Consider the following 16758-nt stretch of genomic DNA (forward strand, 5'->3'; position numbering starts at 1 on the left):
TGCCCTGTTCAGACAAGGCTCTTGCTTACCACTTCATATACATCAGCCGACAGCTCGGCGGTATCCATCATTCGTTGTAGCTGATCACGCATCAGCGCTCGACGCACCGGTTCATAACGCTTCCAGCGAGTCAGCGGTGTCAGCAGCCTTGCTGCCACCTGAGGATTTTGACGGTCCAGCTTCAGAATCCAGTCTGCCAGCCAGGCATAGCCGCTGCCATCCTCGGCATGAAACTGCACCAGGTTCTGACCACAGAACCCACCGATCAATGCACGCAGCTTGTTCGGGTTGCGCATATCAAACATGGGATGCCGGCTCAGCGAAACCACGCGCTCCAGCGCACCGGGAGCCGAGTCGGATGCTTGAATTGCCAGCCACTGATTCATCACCAGCGACTCATGCTGCCACTGCAGGTAAAACGCTTCCAGCAACTCGGCGCCCACTTCACGAAAGCCCGAATGCACAACCAGCGAGAGCGCCGCCTGCTGATCAGTCATATTATCACTCTGCTCGAACTGCTGGCGTGCAAGCTCCAGCCAAGGCTCACGTCCTGTGGCGATCAGATACTCCAGGGCCAGATTCTTCAGGCTGCGCAATCCGATCGATGCTGAATCCGGCGAGTAGGTACCGGATGCAGCATCACAGCGCTGGTAGACTGCCAGCCACTCCGACTCAAGCGCTCGCGCCAGTGCTGTGCGCATGAATTCACGCGCTTCATGAATGGCAATGACATCAATTTCATCGGCCAGTTCACTCAATTGTGCCTCGGATGGCAAACGCAACAGTTGAGCCACCATCGCGGGATCAAGGTTCTCATCACGCAGCAGGCCACGCCAGGCATCGGCAAGCGCCTGTTCACACTGCATCGGCTCGCCCCGGCACCAGGCTTCTGTCTGCTGCTGCAGCAAACGCACGCTCAATCGCTGGCCGGCATCCCAGCGATTGAAGCCATCAGTATCATGACGCAGCAGCATCAACAGTTGCTGATCCGTATAGGCATAGTCCAGTTTAACCGGGGCCGAGAAACCACGCAGCAGTGAGGGCACCGGGCGGCTCGAAATACCTTCGAAGCGGAACACCTGTTCCTCTTCGGTCAACTCCAGCACCCGGCTGCACAGTTCGGTACCATCATCAGCCAGCAGCCCCATGGCCAGCGGCAAGTGGTAGGGCAGCTTGTGCTCCTGGCCTGGACTCGGTGGACAGCTCTGACTGACTTGAAGCTCGTAGCAACCGGTTTCGGCATCGTACTGATCGGAAACATTGAGCCTGGGCGTACCGGCTTGAGAGTACCAGCGGCGGAACTGGCTCAGGTCGCGACCTGAGACATCTTCCATAGCTCGTACGAAATCGTCTGTGGTAACGGCTTGGCCATCATGCCGTTCAAAATAGAGATCACTGCCTTTTCGGAACAGCTCCGGCCCAAGCAGGGTGTGCAGCATCCTCACCACCTCTGCCCCCTTCTCGTACACTGTCAGGGTATAGAAGTTGGAAATTTCGATGTAGGACTCCGGCCGTACCGGATGCGCCATGGGGCCGGCATCTTCGGCGAACTGGGCCGTGCGCAACAGCGTCACATCCTCAATACGCTTCACGGTACGGGAGTTCATATCAGCCGAGAATTCGGCATCCCGGAAGACGGTAAAACCCTCCTTCAGACTGAGCTGGAACCAATCACGGCAGGTGACACGGTTACCCGACCAGTTATGGAAATACTCGTGTGCCACCACTGCTTCCACGCGCTGAAATGCAGCATCGGTAGTGGTTTGCGGGTGAGCAAGCACACAGGAGGTATTGAAGATGTTAAGCCCCTTGTTCTCCATCGCACCCATGTTGAAGAAATCCACCGCCACGATCATGTAGATGTCGAGGTCGTACTCACGGCCATACACCTCCTCGTCCCAGCGCATGGCATTCTTGAGCGAGACCATCGCATGGTCCAGTTTGTCCAGATCCTTGCGTTCGGCATAAATACGCAGTGCCACTTCACGGCCCGAAGCGGTGGTGTAGTGATCCTCAACCAACGCGAGATCACCTGCGACCAGCGCAAACAGGTAGCTGGGCTTGGGCCAGGGATCTTCCCACGTCACCCAATGACGGCCGCCATCGGAATCGCCTGAGGCAACCGGGTTACCGTTTGACAGCAGTACAGGATAACGCGTCTTGTCGGCTACCAGCGTAGTGGTAAATACCGACATGACATCCGGACGATCGGGAAAAAAGGTGATGCGCCGGAAACCCTCGGCCTCACACTGGGTACAAAACATGCCATCGGACTTGTACAGGCCTTCCAGTGCAGTATTTTGCTGTGGCAGCAGCCGGGTGACGCATTCCAGCGTAAAGCTGTCAGGCACGTTTGGGATGACCAATCGGCCATCGGCGCGGGCATAGTCGGATGCACACAGCACCTCGCCGTCAATGCTCAGCCGCTGCAGCTCAATCTCGTCATCACCCAACAGTTCAAGCGCTTGGCGACTGCCCGCTTCCGGATTGATGCTGATGCTCAGCTGCGCTCGCACCAGTGCCTGTTCTTCTTCCAGCTCAAAGCGCAGCGCTGTACGCTCCACTCGCCAGGCGGGGGGCTGATAGTCTTCCAGATAGATTGCATGGGGCTGTTGAGCTGACATTGCGACTCCTGCCTAAACGCTTAGCTGTACCTTGTAAGCGGAAAATTTACGTATATTGATGACACCGGTATCCAGAATCAGATACTGCCCCTTGATACCCAGGAGCACACCGGATACCTCCGGTTCCTTATCAAAATTATGAGTGCTGATTTTGCTCGGGTACTGGTCTACCGGATACTCGATCTCGACCACATCGGCCTCCAGCTGGCGGATTGCCGCCTCACCGAAACGCTCACGCAGCTTATTGAGCTCATCAGAGCAGAGCCCAAGCAAACGGTCACGTTCCGCTTTGAGGTCGATACCCGGATTTCCCCCCTTGAGCATGGTCCGCCAATTGGTCTTGTCACTGACGTGGGCCGCAATGATCTGTTCAATCAGACCCGAATGCAGGCGGTTGTCCACCTCAAGGATCGGCAACGCCTGAATGGCGCCCTGATCCATCCAGCGGGTGGGTATCTGCTCACCCCGGGTAATGCCTACCTTGAGGCCGGATGAGTTGGCCAGATAGACCACGTGGGGCTGAAAACAGTGACGTTCGCCCCAGGCCGGATCACGACAGGTACCTTCGTGATAATGACATTTTTCCGGCTTGACGATACAGCTGTCACACTGGGGAAGCTTGGTAAAGCAGGGGTAGCAATAGCCCTGACTGAAGCTTTTTTTCGTTTTGCGACCACAGTGAAGACAGTTGATTTCTTGCTGGTACACCAGTCGAATCGGTTTTCCGATCAGTGTATTAAGATCAACCTGCTCATCACCGATCGGCAGCTGATAGTGAACGGGCTGCTCCAGCCGGGTATACATCTTGCGCAAGCCACCAACAGCAGGGGTATCTACAGTATCAACCATCAGCCAGAATCTTCAGAACCTGCGGCTGCAGCGGATCACTGCCATGCTGCTTGCCATCGGGGCGGGTGCGGTCGATGAAACCGACACGTTGATCTTCGGGCATATTGCGCTTGTGCTCATAGGCGATGACGGCACGCAGACTGGTCTCGCGCTGCTCCTGCGTCAAACGCTCGCCATTGGGCCACTTGCCCAGCTCCACTGCGCGGCGCAGTGACTGGTAGATATCCGGCGTCATCGCCTCAATCATCTTGTCCAGAGTCATTAGCATCTCCTGAGTTGGATGTTCCGATTTTAGCACAGTGCTCAGCTGAAACGCCTGCCCAGAAACCGTACCAGCAACAGCCAGAGCAGCCCGGCCAGCAGCCCGGCAAGGTGGGCGGTATTGGCTATTGCGCCAAGGCCGACTCCCTGCAACACACCGGTGAACCCCAATACCAGCCACAGCAGCATAAAGCCCATCAATGCGGGCGGCAGACCGATACGAGGCTGCATACCAGACCGGTCCCACAACCAGGCATAGCTCAGCAAGGCAAACACCACACCCGACATGCCGCCAAACATGGGGCCGCTGACAACAAACTGCGCAAGGTTGGACAATACGCCACTGAACAGTACCAGGCCAAGGAAAGGCAGGCTGCCCTGCTCCGGCTCCACTCTTACGCCGACAACCCAAACCCAGAGCAGGTTAAACATGATATGCAGCAGGCTGAAATGCATGAAAACCGGCGTAATCAGTCGCCACAGCTCACCGGTTGCCAGCATGGCCGCCAGCGTATGCCAACGCGCCTGCTGGCCGAACACCTCAAAGGAGGTAAAACTGAACAGCGCCATCTGCTGCAGATCCGAACCGAAGCCAATCAGCAGACTGAACAGCGCGCTTAACACTATCAGTGACAAGGTAATCGGAATGCTACGCCAGCTGACAGACCTTATCGCCCGTTTTCGGGAGCGAATTTCGACCTGATCCAGCTTGCCGCCGCCATGCCAGTATTCGTACAACTCATGCACCTGAGCCGGGTTGAATTCGGGACTGACATAAAGCCGCTGCCACTCACCTTCCTCGACCACACGATGGGACACCCCATGCTGCCACAGGAACGCGGTAAATTCGGTCAGATCCTCGCTCAGAGGCGATTCGACGGCCGGTATCATGAGGCACCGATCTCCGACTGAGGCAGATGAACCTCTCGCGCCACATCGACCCAAACAAACTTGTCAGGATCTATGCGGGTTTCATCATCCAGTCGGTAGGCTACCAATTTGCCGTACTTGACCGCACTGAAATCAATGCAGGCAATATTGTCCGTGACAGGCCGCGGCACCCCCTCCCGCCAGTAGTGACCTATGAACAACGGCTTTTCCTGCGGGCCATAGTAGATCAGGTCTTTCCGCTGCCTCTCGGTAATGGGCAGGCGTGCCAGGTGAGGCGGCAGCGGGTCTGGCTGAAATACCACATCGACGAGGTATTGTGGATCCGGCGTCCAGAATTTGGTGCGGAAAAAGCGACGTCGAAAACCATCCTTGCTTACCATCACTTCATTATTGGGCAAGCGCAAATGAGTACCACGCAGAAGACGATCCATTATTTCCCATTCAAAGCTGTCTTCGATCGCCGAACGACACAAAAAGTCGTGCGTGATTTGATTGCCGCCGTACTGCTGTCGGAAACGATCAATCAAGCCCTGATGCCAGCAGGCATGCACCACCCGAAAGTGATCAAATTCGAGAAACAATGGCAGCTGCAGGAACCAATCCATGTACTCCCGCTGTTCATCTGGCCAGGGTGAAAGCTGCTCCAGTGTCTGCTGCAGAATACGTTGGTGACGCGGGGTATGCTCACGCAGAAATTCACCGGGCCGGTCCGGATGTGGTGTCATGTAACAGAGATAGTTGTACTCGTGGTTGCCCATCACGATTTCGGCCTGGCCGGCATCAACCATATCCCTGACAATATGCAACGCTTCACGTATATGCGGCCCGCGATCAATGATATCGCCAATAAAAATGACCTTACGATCAGCATGGCGATAGACGCCATTGATCTGCCGATACCCCATGCGGGCCAGCAACATGCGCAGACTGAGCGCACAGCCATGCACATCACCGATCAGATCATAACCCTGGCTTTTCACATTTCACTCCTGTTGACCGGGCTTGGAACTCCATCCCAGTTTTTCACGGCAGGTGCGATAGAAATCGTAATCCTGCGGGTGCAACAGTTTCAGTTTCTGCGATTTCTTGCGGATCGTAATACTGTCTCCCGGCGCCAGGCTCAGGTTCAACTGACCATCACAGGAGATCGCGGGATAGGTTTTGTTATCCTCACTGATCACCATTTTCAACTCGCTGTTTCCGTCAACCACGATCGGGCGGCTGGACAGAGTATGCGGAAACATCGGCACCAGCACCAGCGCATCAATTTTGGGATGCATGATGGGACCGCCCGCTGACAGAGCGTAGGCTGTTGAGCCGGTCGGCGTGGATACAATCAGTCCGTCCGAACGCTGGGTATAGACAAACTGCCCTTCGATATACAGCTCAAACTGAATCATTCGGGTGGCCTTGCCCGGGTGAATCACGCAGTCATTCAAGGCGGTCATCTCGGCAATCGGCTCGCCGTTACGCTTGATCTCCACATCCAGCAGAAAGCGTGAATCAACCGTGTAACGCCCGGACAACACCTGTATTAACTTGTCTTCAAAATCCTGTGGGGAGATATCGGTCAAAAAACCCAGATTGCCACGGTTGATCCCCAGCACCGGAATCTTGCTTTGTGCGAGCGAGCGGGCGGCACCCAACAGACTCCCATCACCACCTACGACAATGGCAAGATCACAGATCTCTCCCATCATCTTCTGTTTACACACCTGCTGGCCATGACCCGGCATCACCTCGGCGATGGACTGGTCCAGTATGACGTTCAACCCTCGATCGTCCAGAAAGCGAATCAGCTGTTTCAGGGTATCAATGACGGACTTGCTGCCGAGGCGCCCAATCAAGCCGATGTTGCGAAAGTTATCCATGCCAGCCCTGCTCTCCCGATAGGATCTTTAGGTGTATGTGAACGCATTATACGACCAGAGGCCCGCTAAAGGCAGACGCCAGCATTGAAAGCCTGGCTTGATGGCCGCGAACGCCCTGCAACCCGCCAGTGTGTACCAGCACCACCTTGCTGCCTGCGACGACCCGCCCTTCGAACAGTAATCGATTGAATGCCATCAACAGCTTTGCGGTATAGACCGGATCAAGTGGCAACCGGTATACCTCATCAACATGCTTGATCATGGCTGCAAGCTCGGCATCCAGCCGCGCATAGCCCCCACGATGGGCATCTTCCAGCAGTTCCCAGCCACTGCTGTCAGCATAGCCGGCCCTGAGGAGCAACGCATTGATCCTTGAGACCATTTCAGGCCCACACTTGAGTACCGGCACACCCAGCACACGGATACCTTCAGGCTTTGCGGCCACCAGCCCTGCAAGGGTACCGCCACTGCCAACAGCCGTCAGCAGCAGGTCGGCATCCTGCACACGCATAACCGGCAACTGCCATATCTCGCTTACGGAATGAACGGCCGAAGGCGTAGTTCCACCCTCAGGGACAACCAAGGCATCACCATGCTCCAGCGACAGTTGATGCTGATAGTGCGCACAATCACGAAAACGGTAGGTTTTTCGGTCCACAAACTGCAGCCGCATACCCCACCGCCGCGCATCACTCAACATGGCATTGGCTGCATATTCAGGCTCACCACGAATGATACCAACGGTTTCAACACCTGATTGAAAACCCGCATAAGCCAGTGCGTGGATATGGTTGGACCAGGCACCACCGAAGCTGAGGATGGGGCATCTCAGTTTTCGTGCCTGTTCAAGCGCAGGCCTGAGCTTGAACCACTTGTTACCGCTCACCAGGGGATGGATTCCATCAAGGCGCAACACTGACACATCAACCCCGAACCGGTCATATAAACGGGAGCACAGCGGTTGCATCACTATTTTGGCAGGCTCAAACAAGGACAGATTCCAGAATCACATCAAACAGATTTTGGACAACAGACTATCAGTTCAGTCCAAGCCTGAACTATTCAGCTTTCGTCGGAAGACAGCAACCAAGCGCAACTACTTGTTACAAAGAGATAAAAGAGATCTAAAACAGGAAGGATGTTCTGGTGGGCGAAGAGGGGTTCGAACCCCCGACCCTCTGCTTGTAAGGCAGATGCTCTCCCAACTGAGCTATTCGCCCAGAACAGACATGGGTGTAACGTGTAGACGCGCAGGGCCAGTGACCCGTAACATCCTTGAGAGCTGACAGACGGATATTCTAAGCTATCTTTTCTCAGTGTTGGCGGAACGGACGGGACTCGAACCCGCGACCCCCTGCGTGACAGGCAGGTATTCTAACCAACTGAACTACCGCTCCGCGTTTTGGTGGGCGAAGAGGGGTTCGAACCCCCGACCCTCTGCTTGTAAGGCAGATGCTCTCCCAACTGAGCTATTCGCCCAAAACACTTGGCTTGATACAACTTCATCAGCACTTCGATGAAGAGGTTGGCGGAACGGACGGGACTCGAACCCGCGACCCCCTGCGTGACAGGCAGGTATTCTAACCAACTGAACTACCGCTCCGTGCTTTGGTGGGCGAAGAGGGGTTCGAACCCCCGACCCTCTGCTTGTAAGGCAGATGCTCTCCCAACTGAGCTATTCGCCCAAAACACTTGGCTTGATACAACTTCACCAGCACTTCGATGAAGAGGTTGGCGGAACGGACGGGGCTTGCGACCCATAACATCCCTTGAGAGCTGACAGGCAGGTATTCTAACCTTTCTTCTCTCGGAGTTGGCGGAACGGACGGGACTCGAACCCGCGACCCCCTGCGTGACAGGCAGGTATTCTAACCAACTGAACTACCGCTCCACTTACTTCATTCATTCACAAACCGGTGCGTTTAAACTCACCCCGTGAATGAGGTGCGCATTTTAAGGAGTTCGCCTGCGTTGTCAATCGTTTATCAGAGATTTTTTTATTTTCCGCCCACCCACCTGCATAGAGTTTCAACGAGGCGATCAGACGGCTTGCAGCGCTGACGGGCATAAGACAGAGTGTGACCAAATCAGAAACCAATCGAAAACACAGCCATGACTTCAGTTGCCGATAATCATACCGCAAGGGCGTTGGACGCATTCATGCAGCGCCTGACTGATCTGCACCAGCCCGATAGCTGGCCACTCACTCCATACGACCCCGACTGGCCCAGCCCCTGTTACCAGCAGGAAGCCGCCACTGGCGTACGGGTACTATGGCGCCCTGTGCTCAATACTGACGGAACAGACCTGTTTGAGGGACTGAGCAACGCGCTTGAACAACCGATACACCCCTCCGTTATCACTTTCTACAGCCGCTACTGGTCAGATCATATTCCGACCCAGCTGCCCGACGGACGAGAAGTCAGCCTGCTCCAGATCTGGAACCGGGAGGATTTCGAGCGGCTGCGCGGCAACCTGATCGGCCATGCCCTGAGCAAACAGAAGCAGAAGCGCCCTCTCACCCTGTTTTTTGCCACACTGGAGCCGGACACCGATCGTTTTTTCAGCGTCGACAACACGGATGGCAGCATCTGGCTGGAACGAGCCGGCAAGGCACCGCTGGAGCGAATCTCCGACCGTCTGGCCGACTTCCTCGATCAGCTGACGCCTTTGAAACTGCCCGACGTGGAGAGCTGATCAGCCTATGCTGTGTGCCAGCAAGCGACTAATCTGGCACAGAGGACGACCTGACTGCTCTCGCAACTGATTGAAAGCCTCCTGCACATGTTCCAAGTCACGTTGAGCGGTAGGCTTTTTGTCCACCACGCCCTGCGCCTTCAACGCCACGATTACATCATCGGTTAAAATGAACGTATCCTTGCCCAGCATGCGCAGAAAGTAAGCGCCTGAATTGCCGCCCAGCTGTTTGCCGCGCTTTTTGAACAGTTGCCACAGGCCAATGATGTTGTCTTCCGGCCACTGAGCGATCATCCCAGCGACACTGCCATACTCACGCGCCAGGTCGGTGATCAGCACTGCATTGGCGCGGGTCGCCTTGATCTTGCCAAAATGACGAATCAGCTGAGGGTTGTGCATCAACTGCTCCAGCGCCTCGTCACTCATTTCCTCTACCGCTTCCGGGTTAAAGCCGAAAAAGGCCTGCTCGAATGCCGGCCATTTGGCATCAACCAGCGAGTGCTTCAGGCCGGCGCGAAAGATGCGCCGGGTCATTACGGAAAACACCCTATCATCATTCAGCGCAGCCAGAGTCATTGAGTCCAAAGGCAACGGTCCAAGTATTTCATCAAGTCTTCGTTCCGGATGTAAATTAAGTGCCTGCTCACACAGTTCCGACCAGTTCTTCATGGACACCATCTCCTGTTCAAATCAGGTCTGAAAACAGATCAGTTTGTTGCTCAAGCGGGACCAGGGCGCCATTGTCACGACCAGTACCGAGCGCGTATGATTGGTCACTTTAAATTTGCTGTCCAGTCAGTGCCACGCTCGGCCAGATGCATACGCCCGCCCGTCGCGCCTGGAGCTCAGGAACGAGAAGATGTCCGTCATTCGCAAATCGAATAAGCTGATCAACGTCTGCTACGATATTCGCGGCCCCGTCCTGCAGGAGGCCAAGCGCCTCGAAGAGGAAGGTCACCGCATCCTCAAGCTTAATATCGGCAACCCGGCCCCCTGGGGGTTCGAAGCACCGGAAGAGATCGTGCAGGATGTAATCCTCAACCTGCCCGCCTCGCAGGGCTATTGCGACTCCAAGGGCCTGTTTTCAGCGCGCAAGGCGGTGATGCAGGAGTGTCAGCGCAAAAATATCCGCAATGTGGGCATTGATGACATCTACATCGGCAATGGCGTATCCGAGCTGATCGTCATGTCGATGCAGGGACTGTTGAACGATAACGACGAGATGCTGATTCCGGCTCCGGACTACCCGCTCTGGACAGCGGCGGTGAGCCTGGCCGGTGGCAACCCGGTACATTACATCTGTGACGAGCAGCAGGACTGGTACCCGGACATCGACGACATTCGCAGCAAGATCACCCCCAACACCCGTGGCATTGTCGTCATCAACCCGAACAATCCCACCGGAGCACTCTACCCGGAATCGCTGCTACTGGAGATTCTGGAGCTGGCCCGCGAACACAAGCTGATTGTGTTTGCCGACGAGATCTACGACAAGATCCTCTACGATGGCGAGCAACACACCTCACTGGCTTCACTGGCTGATGACGTGCTGTGCATCACCTTCAACGGCCTCTCCAAAACCTATCGTGCGGCCGGCTTCCGGTCCGGCTGGATGATCATCAGCGGCCCGAAACACCGCGCCCGCGATCTGATCGAAGGCTTTGAGATGCTGTCCAACATGCGCCTGTGTGCAAACGTGCCTTCGCAGCATGCCATCCAGACGGCACTGGGCGGTTATCAAAGCATCAATGAACTGATCGTGCCTGGCGGGCGCCTCTACGAGCAACGCACCCTGGCCTGGGAGATGCTGAACGACATACCCGGCGTATCCTGTGTCAAACCGAAAGGCGCCATGTACCTGTTCCCGAAACTGGACCCTGCACGCTACCCGATTCGCAACGACGAGAAGTTTGCGCTTGATTTGCTGCAGCAGCAGAAGGTGCTGATCGTACAGGGCAGCGGCTTTAATTACCCTGACACTCAACACTTCAGGCTTGTATTCCTGCCCTCCAAGGACCTGCTCACCGACGCCATCGAACGCATCGGCAGCTTCCTGCGTACCTACGAGCAGTGATGCACCTCCGCTGACAACCCGCTCGGGTTGTCAGCAAAATGTCACCTGAATGACATATACTCAAGACAGACCCACCCATGACAGAGAGTCATCATGTTTATCAAGATCAAGAAAAACTGCGGTATTCAGATGGAACACAACGGTCTTGAGAAAGGCCGTCTGGTTCCGGTTACCTCAAACTTTCTGCTCAACCTGAGTCAGGTTGCGGAAGCATCCTTCTACACCATCAAGGATCGCAAGGTACGTCAGGATCTGGAAGGCCACGACATTGAGCTGCCATTGCAGACACGGGTCATCCATCTGCAAATGACCTATCTATACGCGACCTACAAGGAAACCATCAACGGCAACAAGGGCCGCCTGGTGGAGCGACAGTACTACAAGCTTTACTTCTCGCCCGAGAACGTGGATACCTATGAAGAGCTTCGCGGCGTGATCGACCAGCAGGTCGCCAACCCCTGAGCGCTAGGGGGACTCATACAGCACCGTGCGAATGGCGCTGATCAGATCCTCCACATCACGCATCGCCCGATGCCTGCGAAACTGGGTACGGGCGATGAACTGATACTGGATGCGCTGCTCGCCACTGAGCACGGCATCAAGCCCTACCAGCCGAAACGAAGGCTGCATGCCAACGGCTTGATATAACCGACGTAACCAGAAACCATCATAATCAAACGCATCACTGATCACTTCCTCACCCTTAAGTGCCTTATTCAGGCGCCGACAGGCTTCGTCCGCATCGATGCCGTCCTGCTGAAGCAACTCAGGCTCAATTCCATGCAGCTCTTCGGCAAACTCATCCCAATAGATCCAGCCGGGTACAGATTCCGGGTTAATCAGAAAGCTGTCATTGCGACCTGTTTCGGCACAGGCCCATGCAATCTCGATCGGATAGGAGTCCGAGGCAAGACCACTGGCTTCAAGGTCGATACAGATCACGCACTGCTCCCAACTGCTTAACTTCCAAACGGGAGCTCATGATACCAATTTATGTGGCGATTCGGGGGACAAAGCGGAAGCAAAATTTTCTTGTCCAGCTCAGCACACTGATTGAAACTAACGCACAACACCCCCATCTAATGGGCTAACCCAACTTCAGGAACATTTAACCACCATGATGAGAATTGCACTCTTTCTGGCCACAAACCTGGCTGTCATTCTGGTTGCCAGCGTCACGCTGAACCTGCTCGGGGTTGAACACTACCTCAGTGGAACAGGCCTTAACCTGACTTCACTGCTGATCTTTTGTGCCGTGTTCGGCTTTGCCGGCTCCATCATCTCACTGCTGCTGTCAAAAATGATGGCCAAGATGTCCACCCGCACCCAGCTGATCGAGCAACCCCGCACCGAACAGGAACGCTGGCTGCTGGATACCGTTGCAGAGCTGTCACAGAAAGCGGGCATCAAAATGCCGGATGTCGGTATCTTCCCGGCACAGCAGGCCAACGCCTTTGCGACCGGCTGGAACAAAAATGATGCACTGGTTGCGGTGAGTGCAGGTCTGATGCAGCGCTTTCGCCCGGAAGAGATCCGCGCCGTGCTGGCTCACGAAATCGGTCATGTTGCGAATGGTGACATGGTGACACTGGCTCTGATTCAAGGCGTCGTGAATACCTTCGTCATGTTTTTTGCTCGTATTGCCGGTTATGCAGTGGACTCTTTCCTGCGCCGCGGCGAGCAGAGTGGCGGAGTTGGAATCGGCTTCTACATCACCACATTCGTGTTCGAAATCATATTCGGCATTATTGCTTCCACCATCGTGGCCTGGTTCTCTCGCCGCCGCGAATACCGTGCCGATGAAGCCGGCGCACAGCTGGCCAGCCCCCATGCCATGATCGGTGCACTGCAGCGTCTGAAGGCCGAGTACGGCATGCCTGATCAGCTGGAGGGTCAGCTGACCGCCTTTGGCATCAGCAGCCACATGAAGCAGGGATTCATGGCCCTGTTCGCCAGCCACCCGCCGCTGGATGATCGTATTGCTCACCTGAAGCAGATCGGCCGCTAGACACATAACCGAAAAGGCGCCTCGACAGGCGCCTTTTCAGCTTCAGGGAAGGTTGTTCGTATAACTACTGATTTACCGGTTTCGCAACAGGGTAAAGTACAGCATCGCGATAGCCTGTATGCACCTGAATCAGCCCTGCCAGCGAGGCATCCAACTCAGGATCACCACTGTCAACGATCAGCGGCCGCCCATCAAGTGCATTCAGCTTGGTTTTGGTCGCCACCACATAGAGACCGCCTCGACCAACACGCCTGAGCAATTCAGGGCTAAGTTGCTGATTGCCACGGCCGATGATGTGCCCCTGCCCTCCTATCAGAGTGATGACGATCTGCACTGGTTGATCTGCCGTTAAGCGCTCCAGCTCGTGGGCAGTACAGTCAGACGCAATCAATTCGCCGTTGCGCACAAGGTCGACACCCAGCAGGGTATTCTCAATCCCCAGCGCATCCATGATGGCCGCCACAGTGGTACCGGAACCGATCAGATAGTTCACGTCCGCCTCCATCTGCTCGATAAAGCCGGCGGCAATATCATCAAGCACCAGCTGCTCATCTTCCTGACCACCGCCGTTTTTAACATGCTGCAGATAGCGATGCTCGACCGGAACGTTCATTTCGCCAAAAAAGCGAGCCTGCACTCGCCCGGCACGAAAGGCATCTTCATCAAGATCACGCACCTCCTGCCCACCCAGGCTGACTAGCTCACCACGCACCAGCATGGCCAGCAACTCACCTGCGGCGGCAGGTGTAATCGCGTAGACACCGGAGTGAATCTTGACTCCCGCCGGAACACCCAGTACCGGAATCGTATCGTCCACCGCTTCGCAGACATTACGCGCAGTCCCATCACCTCCTGCAAACAGGATAAGATCAGCACCTGACCCTTTCAGGGCTCGCGCCGCAGCCAAGGTATCATCAGCGGTGCTGGGATCGGTCTGTGGCTTACCGATAACCCGGGTGACAAAGCCCAGCTCACGCGCAAGATCAGCCCCCATATCACCGTCCCAGGTCAGTATTTCAATCTCCATGCCCTGGACAGCCATCAGCGCGACACGCGTACGCTCAATGGCACGCGGGACCGCTCCCAGCTCAAGCGCACGTGCAGCAACATCATCACTCCCCTTGAGCGCCACACTGCCACCCAAACCGGCCAGCGGGTTAATGATCAATCCCAGCCTGAAGCTCATCTTTCCATCTCCTCCAGGTAGCCGGTATCCAGTAACTGCTGCTGGTAAATAAAGCCCGCCAGAATCAGACGTGTCTCCTCCTCAAGGTCGATGAACTCAATACCATGACTGAAGGCATTGAGCAGTCCAGCGGCAGACTGATACTGGTTGCAGATACGCGCCGGCAGTAACAGCATATGATCCATACCGGCCACACTGACTCGTGCGGTAACATAGAGCGAGTCACCGGGCTGACCGAGAATACGGGCAGCATCAATACGTGCACCTGACAGACTTAGGTCACGGCAGTAGGCCGTAATGGCCGGGCTTGAGCCGGGCAGCGCAAACTCATCCGCTTCAATCCTGACAGTCAGATTCATTGCTACACGGGTGTGCTGGCGCACCTTTTTCAATTCGACCTGCTGCGGGTAGGCCAGATGCCAGTAGTGAAACGGTTGCGACTGGATATGCAACAGGCGGGTTTCGAAGGTACACAGATAATTGCCACTCATCAGCCGAGCGGTAAAACGGGTTCCTGCATGTACCAGCCCCGAGCCGGACGGCTTCGGACCCGTCACCAACAGGCTTTGATTTTCCTTCAGGCCAATCAGCTGAACCGTAAAACGCTGACGCGGTGAGCGCACTTCCAAGCGTACCTTTTCACCGATCACCGGATTCAGTTCAGCCAGCGTTTTCAGTGTTTTGCCTGGCAAGAAGGCGGACATATCGGTCATGCGTTACCTGTCGTCTGTTGCAGTTGTCCCAAGCGGTTATCGATGGTGAAACCCAATGCGTCCAGCTGACGCTCAAGCACCCCACTGGCAGAAACGCGCAGGGTAGCGAATTCTCTGCGTTCGGGATACATGCGCCGCAGCTGATCGAATGCTTTCCCTTGCTGTTCAGGTGACAGGGACAACGTAGCGCGCAGGGCTCGATCATCCCGGAAGGGATCATACACCAGCCGCACCGGTGTCAGCAGGTCGGCATCCAGTGACAGCGCCAGGGATTCCACCTCGGCGGCGGGCAATATCTTCTCCAGCTTAATAGTCGCAGGCCGACCAAGATACTCACACAGCGCACGATAGAGCATCCAGCTGCCCCGTATCTTTCCATCCAGCGCATAGCCGGCAATATGCGGCGTCGCTACGGCACATAGTGCCGCCAGCTGCGGATCAACTTCAGGTTCATGTTCCCACACATCCAATACAAGCGTCACGTCAGGACGCTGCCGCTTGAACGCCAGCAACGCTCGGTTATCGATCACCGACCCACGGCCGGTATTGAGCAGAATCGCATCCGGTTTCAGCAACGCCAGTGTTTCAGCGTTAAACAGATGCCAGCTTGGCCAGGGCCCTGACCTGACCAGTGGTGTATGCAGAGAGACGATATCAGCCTGTTGCAACAACGTGGCAAGATCAACAAACCCCGCTTCCCCTTCCTGACCAACCCTCGGCGGGTCACACAACAGCACTTCGATACCCATGGTTTGTAGCCGCTGCTGCAGCCGGCCACCCACATTACCGACCCCTACAATGCCGACCACCTTGTCAAACAGATCGAATCCCCGCTCACCGGCCAGATGCAACAGACTGCTGAGCACATATTCCACCACCGAGTCGGCGTTGGAGCCCGGCGCACTGCTGAAGCCAATACCCTGCCGCTCAAGCCAGGGCAGATCAACATGATCCGTGCCGATGGTGGCCGTGCCCACAAAGCGCACTGGCGTATCGGCGAGGAGCGCCTCATTCACCTGCGTCACCGAACGCACCAACAGTATATCCGCAGCCACCAGGTCATCACGACACAGCTCCCGGCCGGGGCGGCGTACAAGACGGCCCAGGCCGCCAAACAGGGAATCGAGCGCAGGCATGTTCTCATCGGCCACAATTGTCAGTTCAGCTGTCTTCAAGTTCCTATCCTTATCAGGCCGGGGGCTTTACAAATGCCGGTGAATCAGGCTCAATCACGCGCCCCATTATAAGACTATCCCCCCTTCGGGTCATTGAACGGTAACGCTTCCTTGGTTGTGCGCTGGCAGAAAAATCATGATTTTCTTGTTGTCCGGATCTACCGCGATCTGGCTGGCGACTGGGTCGTGACCCAATGCGAGGGCAACCGGTTGACGCCGGAGTGCTATCACCAGACCCTGACCCCTTCCTATCAGGCAGCACTGCAGTTACTGCGCCAGATCAGCCGTGAACAACGCCAGCGAGGCTATCGCCGTACAGCCGCCCATGAAGAACAACTGGGCTTTGATTTCAGTTGAGTTTTTATCACTTCAGCCTTGGCACCCTCACGCCTGCGTTTTATAGTCTCTG

The 16758-nt window shown here is 55.8% G+C and carries 17 protein-coding genes and 6 tRNA genes; 5 read left to right on the top strand and 18 right to left on the bottom strand.

Features of this window, described 5'->3' with window-relative positions; translation table 11 throughout:
* Nucleotides 1-8: 8 nt before the first annotated feature.
* From pepN to CFI10_RS12105, 13 genes are all read right to left on the bottom strand, one after another.
* Nucleotides 9-2624: an aminopeptidase N gene (gene pepN, locus CFI10_RS12045; RefSeq protein WP_206834707.1), complete on the bottom strand. Its 2616-nt coding sequence runs from the start codon at nt 2622-2624 to the stop codon at nt 9-11.
* Nucleotides 2625-2636: 12 nt separating this feature from the next.
* Nucleotides 2637-3473 (bottom strand): DUF2797 domain-containing protein, encoded by an 837-nt coding sequence (locus CFI10_RS12050; RefSeq protein ID WP_206834708.1) that lies wholly within the window; start codon nt 3471-3473, stop codon nt 2637-2639.
* On the bottom strand, nt 3466-3735 hold the full coding sequence (locus CFI10_RS12055) for a YeaC family protein (RefSeq protein ID WP_206834709.1): 270 nt from the start codon (nt 3733-3735) through the stop codon (nt 3466-3468). Before CFI10_RS12055 ends, CFI10_RS12050 begins: the two co-directional genes overlap by 8 nt.
* 41 nt (nt 3736-3776) lie before the next feature.
* Nucleotides 3777-4625: a rhomboid family intramembrane serine protease gene (locus tag CFI10_RS12060; RefSeq protein ID WP_206834711.1), complete on the bottom strand. Its 849-nt coding sequence runs from the start codon at nt 4623-4625 to the stop codon at nt 3777-3779.
* Nucleotides 4622-5605: a metallophosphoesterase gene (locus CFI10_RS12065; RefSeq protein ID WP_206834713.1), complete on the bottom strand. Its 984-nt coding sequence runs from the start codon at nt 5603-5605 to the stop codon at nt 4622-4624. Before CFI10_RS12065 ends, CFI10_RS12060 begins: the two co-directional genes overlap by 4 nt.
* 3 nt (nt 5606-5608) lie before the next feature.
* Complete coding sequence (locus tag CFI10_RS12070) at nt 5609-6496, bottom strand: NAD(+) kinase (protein WP_091823787.1); 888 nt, start codon at nt 6494-6496, stop codon at nt 5609-5611.
* A 46-nt stretch (nt 6497-6542) separates the two neighbouring features.
* The gene (locus tag CFI10_RS12075) at nt 6543-7463 is read right to left on the bottom strand and encodes a 1-aminocyclopropane-1-carboxylate deaminase/D-cysteine desulfhydrase (RefSeq protein ID WP_206834715.1); all 921 of its coding nucleotides are present in this window, start codon (nt 7461-7463) and stop codon (nt 6543-6545) included.
* Nucleotides 7464-7640: 177 nt separating this feature from the next.
* A tRNA-Val gene (locus tag CFI10_RS12080) sits at nt 7641-7716 on the bottom strand.
* 100 nt (nt 7717-7816) lie between these two features.
* Nucleotides 7817-7893 (bottom strand) — tRNA-Asp (locus tag CFI10_RS12085).
* 6 nt (nt 7894-7899) lie between these two features.
* A tRNA-Val gene (locus CFI10_RS12090) sits at nt 7900-7975 on the bottom strand.
* Nucleotides 7976-8022: 47 nt separating this feature from the next.
* Nucleotides 8023-8099, bottom strand: a tRNA-Asp gene (locus CFI10_RS12095).
* 6 nt (nt 8100-8105) lie between these two features.
* Nucleotides 8106-8181: transfer RNA gene (locus tag CFI10_RS12100), tRNA-Val, on the bottom strand.
* Nucleotides 8182-8310: 129 nt separating this feature from the next.
* Nucleotides 8311-8387 (bottom strand) — tRNA-Asp (locus CFI10_RS12105).
* A 221-nt stretch (nt 8388-8608) separates the two neighbouring features.
* Here CFI10_RS12105 and syd point away from each other — a divergent pair.
* Nucleotides 8609-9193 carry a SecY-interacting protein gene (gene syd, locus CFI10_RS12110; RefSeq protein ID WP_206834716.1) on the top strand — a complete coding sequence of 195 codons (585 nt, stop codon included), beginning with the start codon at nt 8609-8611 and terminating at the stop codon, nt 9191-9193.
* On the opposite strand, the gene CFI10_RS12115 is transcribed toward syd, so the two are convergent.
* Nucleotides 9194-9862 carry a DNA-3-methyladenine glycosylase I gene (locus tag CFI10_RS12115; protein WP_206834717.1) on the bottom strand — a complete coding sequence of 223 codons (669 nt, stop codon included), beginning with the start codon at nt 9860-9862 and terminating at the stop codon, nt 9194-9196.
* A 190-nt stretch (nt 9863-10052) separates the two neighbouring features.
* On the opposite strand from CFI10_RS12115, the gene CFI10_RS12120 reads away from it, so the two are divergent.
* A complete protein-coding gene (locus CFI10_RS12120; RefSeq protein WP_206834718.1) occupies nt 10053-11267 on the top strand; it encodes a pyridoxal phosphate-dependent aminotransferase in 1215 nt (404 codons plus the stop codon).
* A 93-nt stretch (nt 11268-11360) separates the two neighbouring features.
* Entirely contained in the window at nt 11361-11729 is a 369-nt protein-coding gene (locus CFI10_RS12125; RefSeq protein WP_091826540.1) for a hypothetical protein, read from the top strand.
* 3 nt (nt 11730-11732) lie between these two features.
* Here the strand turns inward: CFI10_RS12125 and CFI10_RS12130 are convergent, their stop codons facing one another.
* Nucleotides 11733-12209 carry a 3'-5' exonuclease family protein gene (locus CFI10_RS12130; protein ID WP_206834719.1) on the bottom strand — a complete coding sequence of 159 codons (477 nt, stop codon included), beginning with the start codon at nt 12207-12209 and terminating at the stop codon, nt 11733-11735.
* A gap of 175 nt (nt 12210-12384) precedes the next feature.
* Between CFI10_RS12130 and htpX the strand changes: the two genes are divergently transcribed.
* Nucleotides 12385-13275 carry a protease HtpX gene (gene htpX / locus CFI10_RS12135; RefSeq protein ID WP_206834720.1) on the top strand — a complete coding sequence of 297 codons (891 nt, stop codon included), beginning with the start codon at nt 12385-12387 and terminating at the stop codon, nt 13273-13275.
* A gap of 64 nt (nt 13276-13339) precedes the next feature.
* On the opposite strand, the gene CFI10_RS12140 is transcribed toward htpX, so the two are convergent.
* From CFI10_RS12140 to pdxB, 3 genes are read right to left on the bottom strand one after another with little or no spacing between them, the layout of a single operon-like run.
* Nucleotides 13340-14461: an ATP-NAD kinase family protein gene (locus CFI10_RS12140; protein WP_206834721.1), complete on the bottom strand. Its 1122-nt coding sequence runs from the start codon at nt 14459-14461 to the stop codon at nt 13340-13342.
* On the bottom strand, nt 14458-15174 hold the full coding sequence (locus CFI10_RS12145) for a flagellar brake protein (protein ID WP_242529975.1): 717 nt from the start codon (nt 15172-15174) through the stop codon (nt 14458-14460). The genes CFI10_RS12140 and CFI10_RS12145 overlap by 4 nt, the downstream gene beginning before the upstream one ends.
* A complete protein-coding gene (gene pdxB, locus CFI10_RS12150) occupies nt 15171-16349 on the bottom strand; it encodes a 4-phosphoerythronate dehydrogenase PdxB (protein WP_206834726.1) in 1179 nt (392 codons plus the stop codon). Before pdxB ends, CFI10_RS12145 begins: the two co-directional genes overlap by 4 nt.
* 117 nt (nt 16350-16466) lie before the next feature.
* On the opposite strand from pdxB, the gene CFI10_RS12155 reads away from it, so the two are divergent.
* Nucleotides 16467-16706 (top strand): hypothetical protein, encoded by a 240-nt coding sequence (locus CFI10_RS12155; protein ID WP_242529976.1) that lies wholly within the window; start codon nt 16467-16469, stop codon nt 16704-16706.
* Nucleotides 16707-16758: the final 52 nt, after the last annotated feature.

This window comes from Marinobacterium iners (genome assembly GCF_017310015.1).
Taxonomy (GTDB): Bacteria; Pseudomonadota; Gammaproteobacteria; order Pseudomonadales; family Balneatricaceae; genus Marinobacterium; species Marinobacterium iners.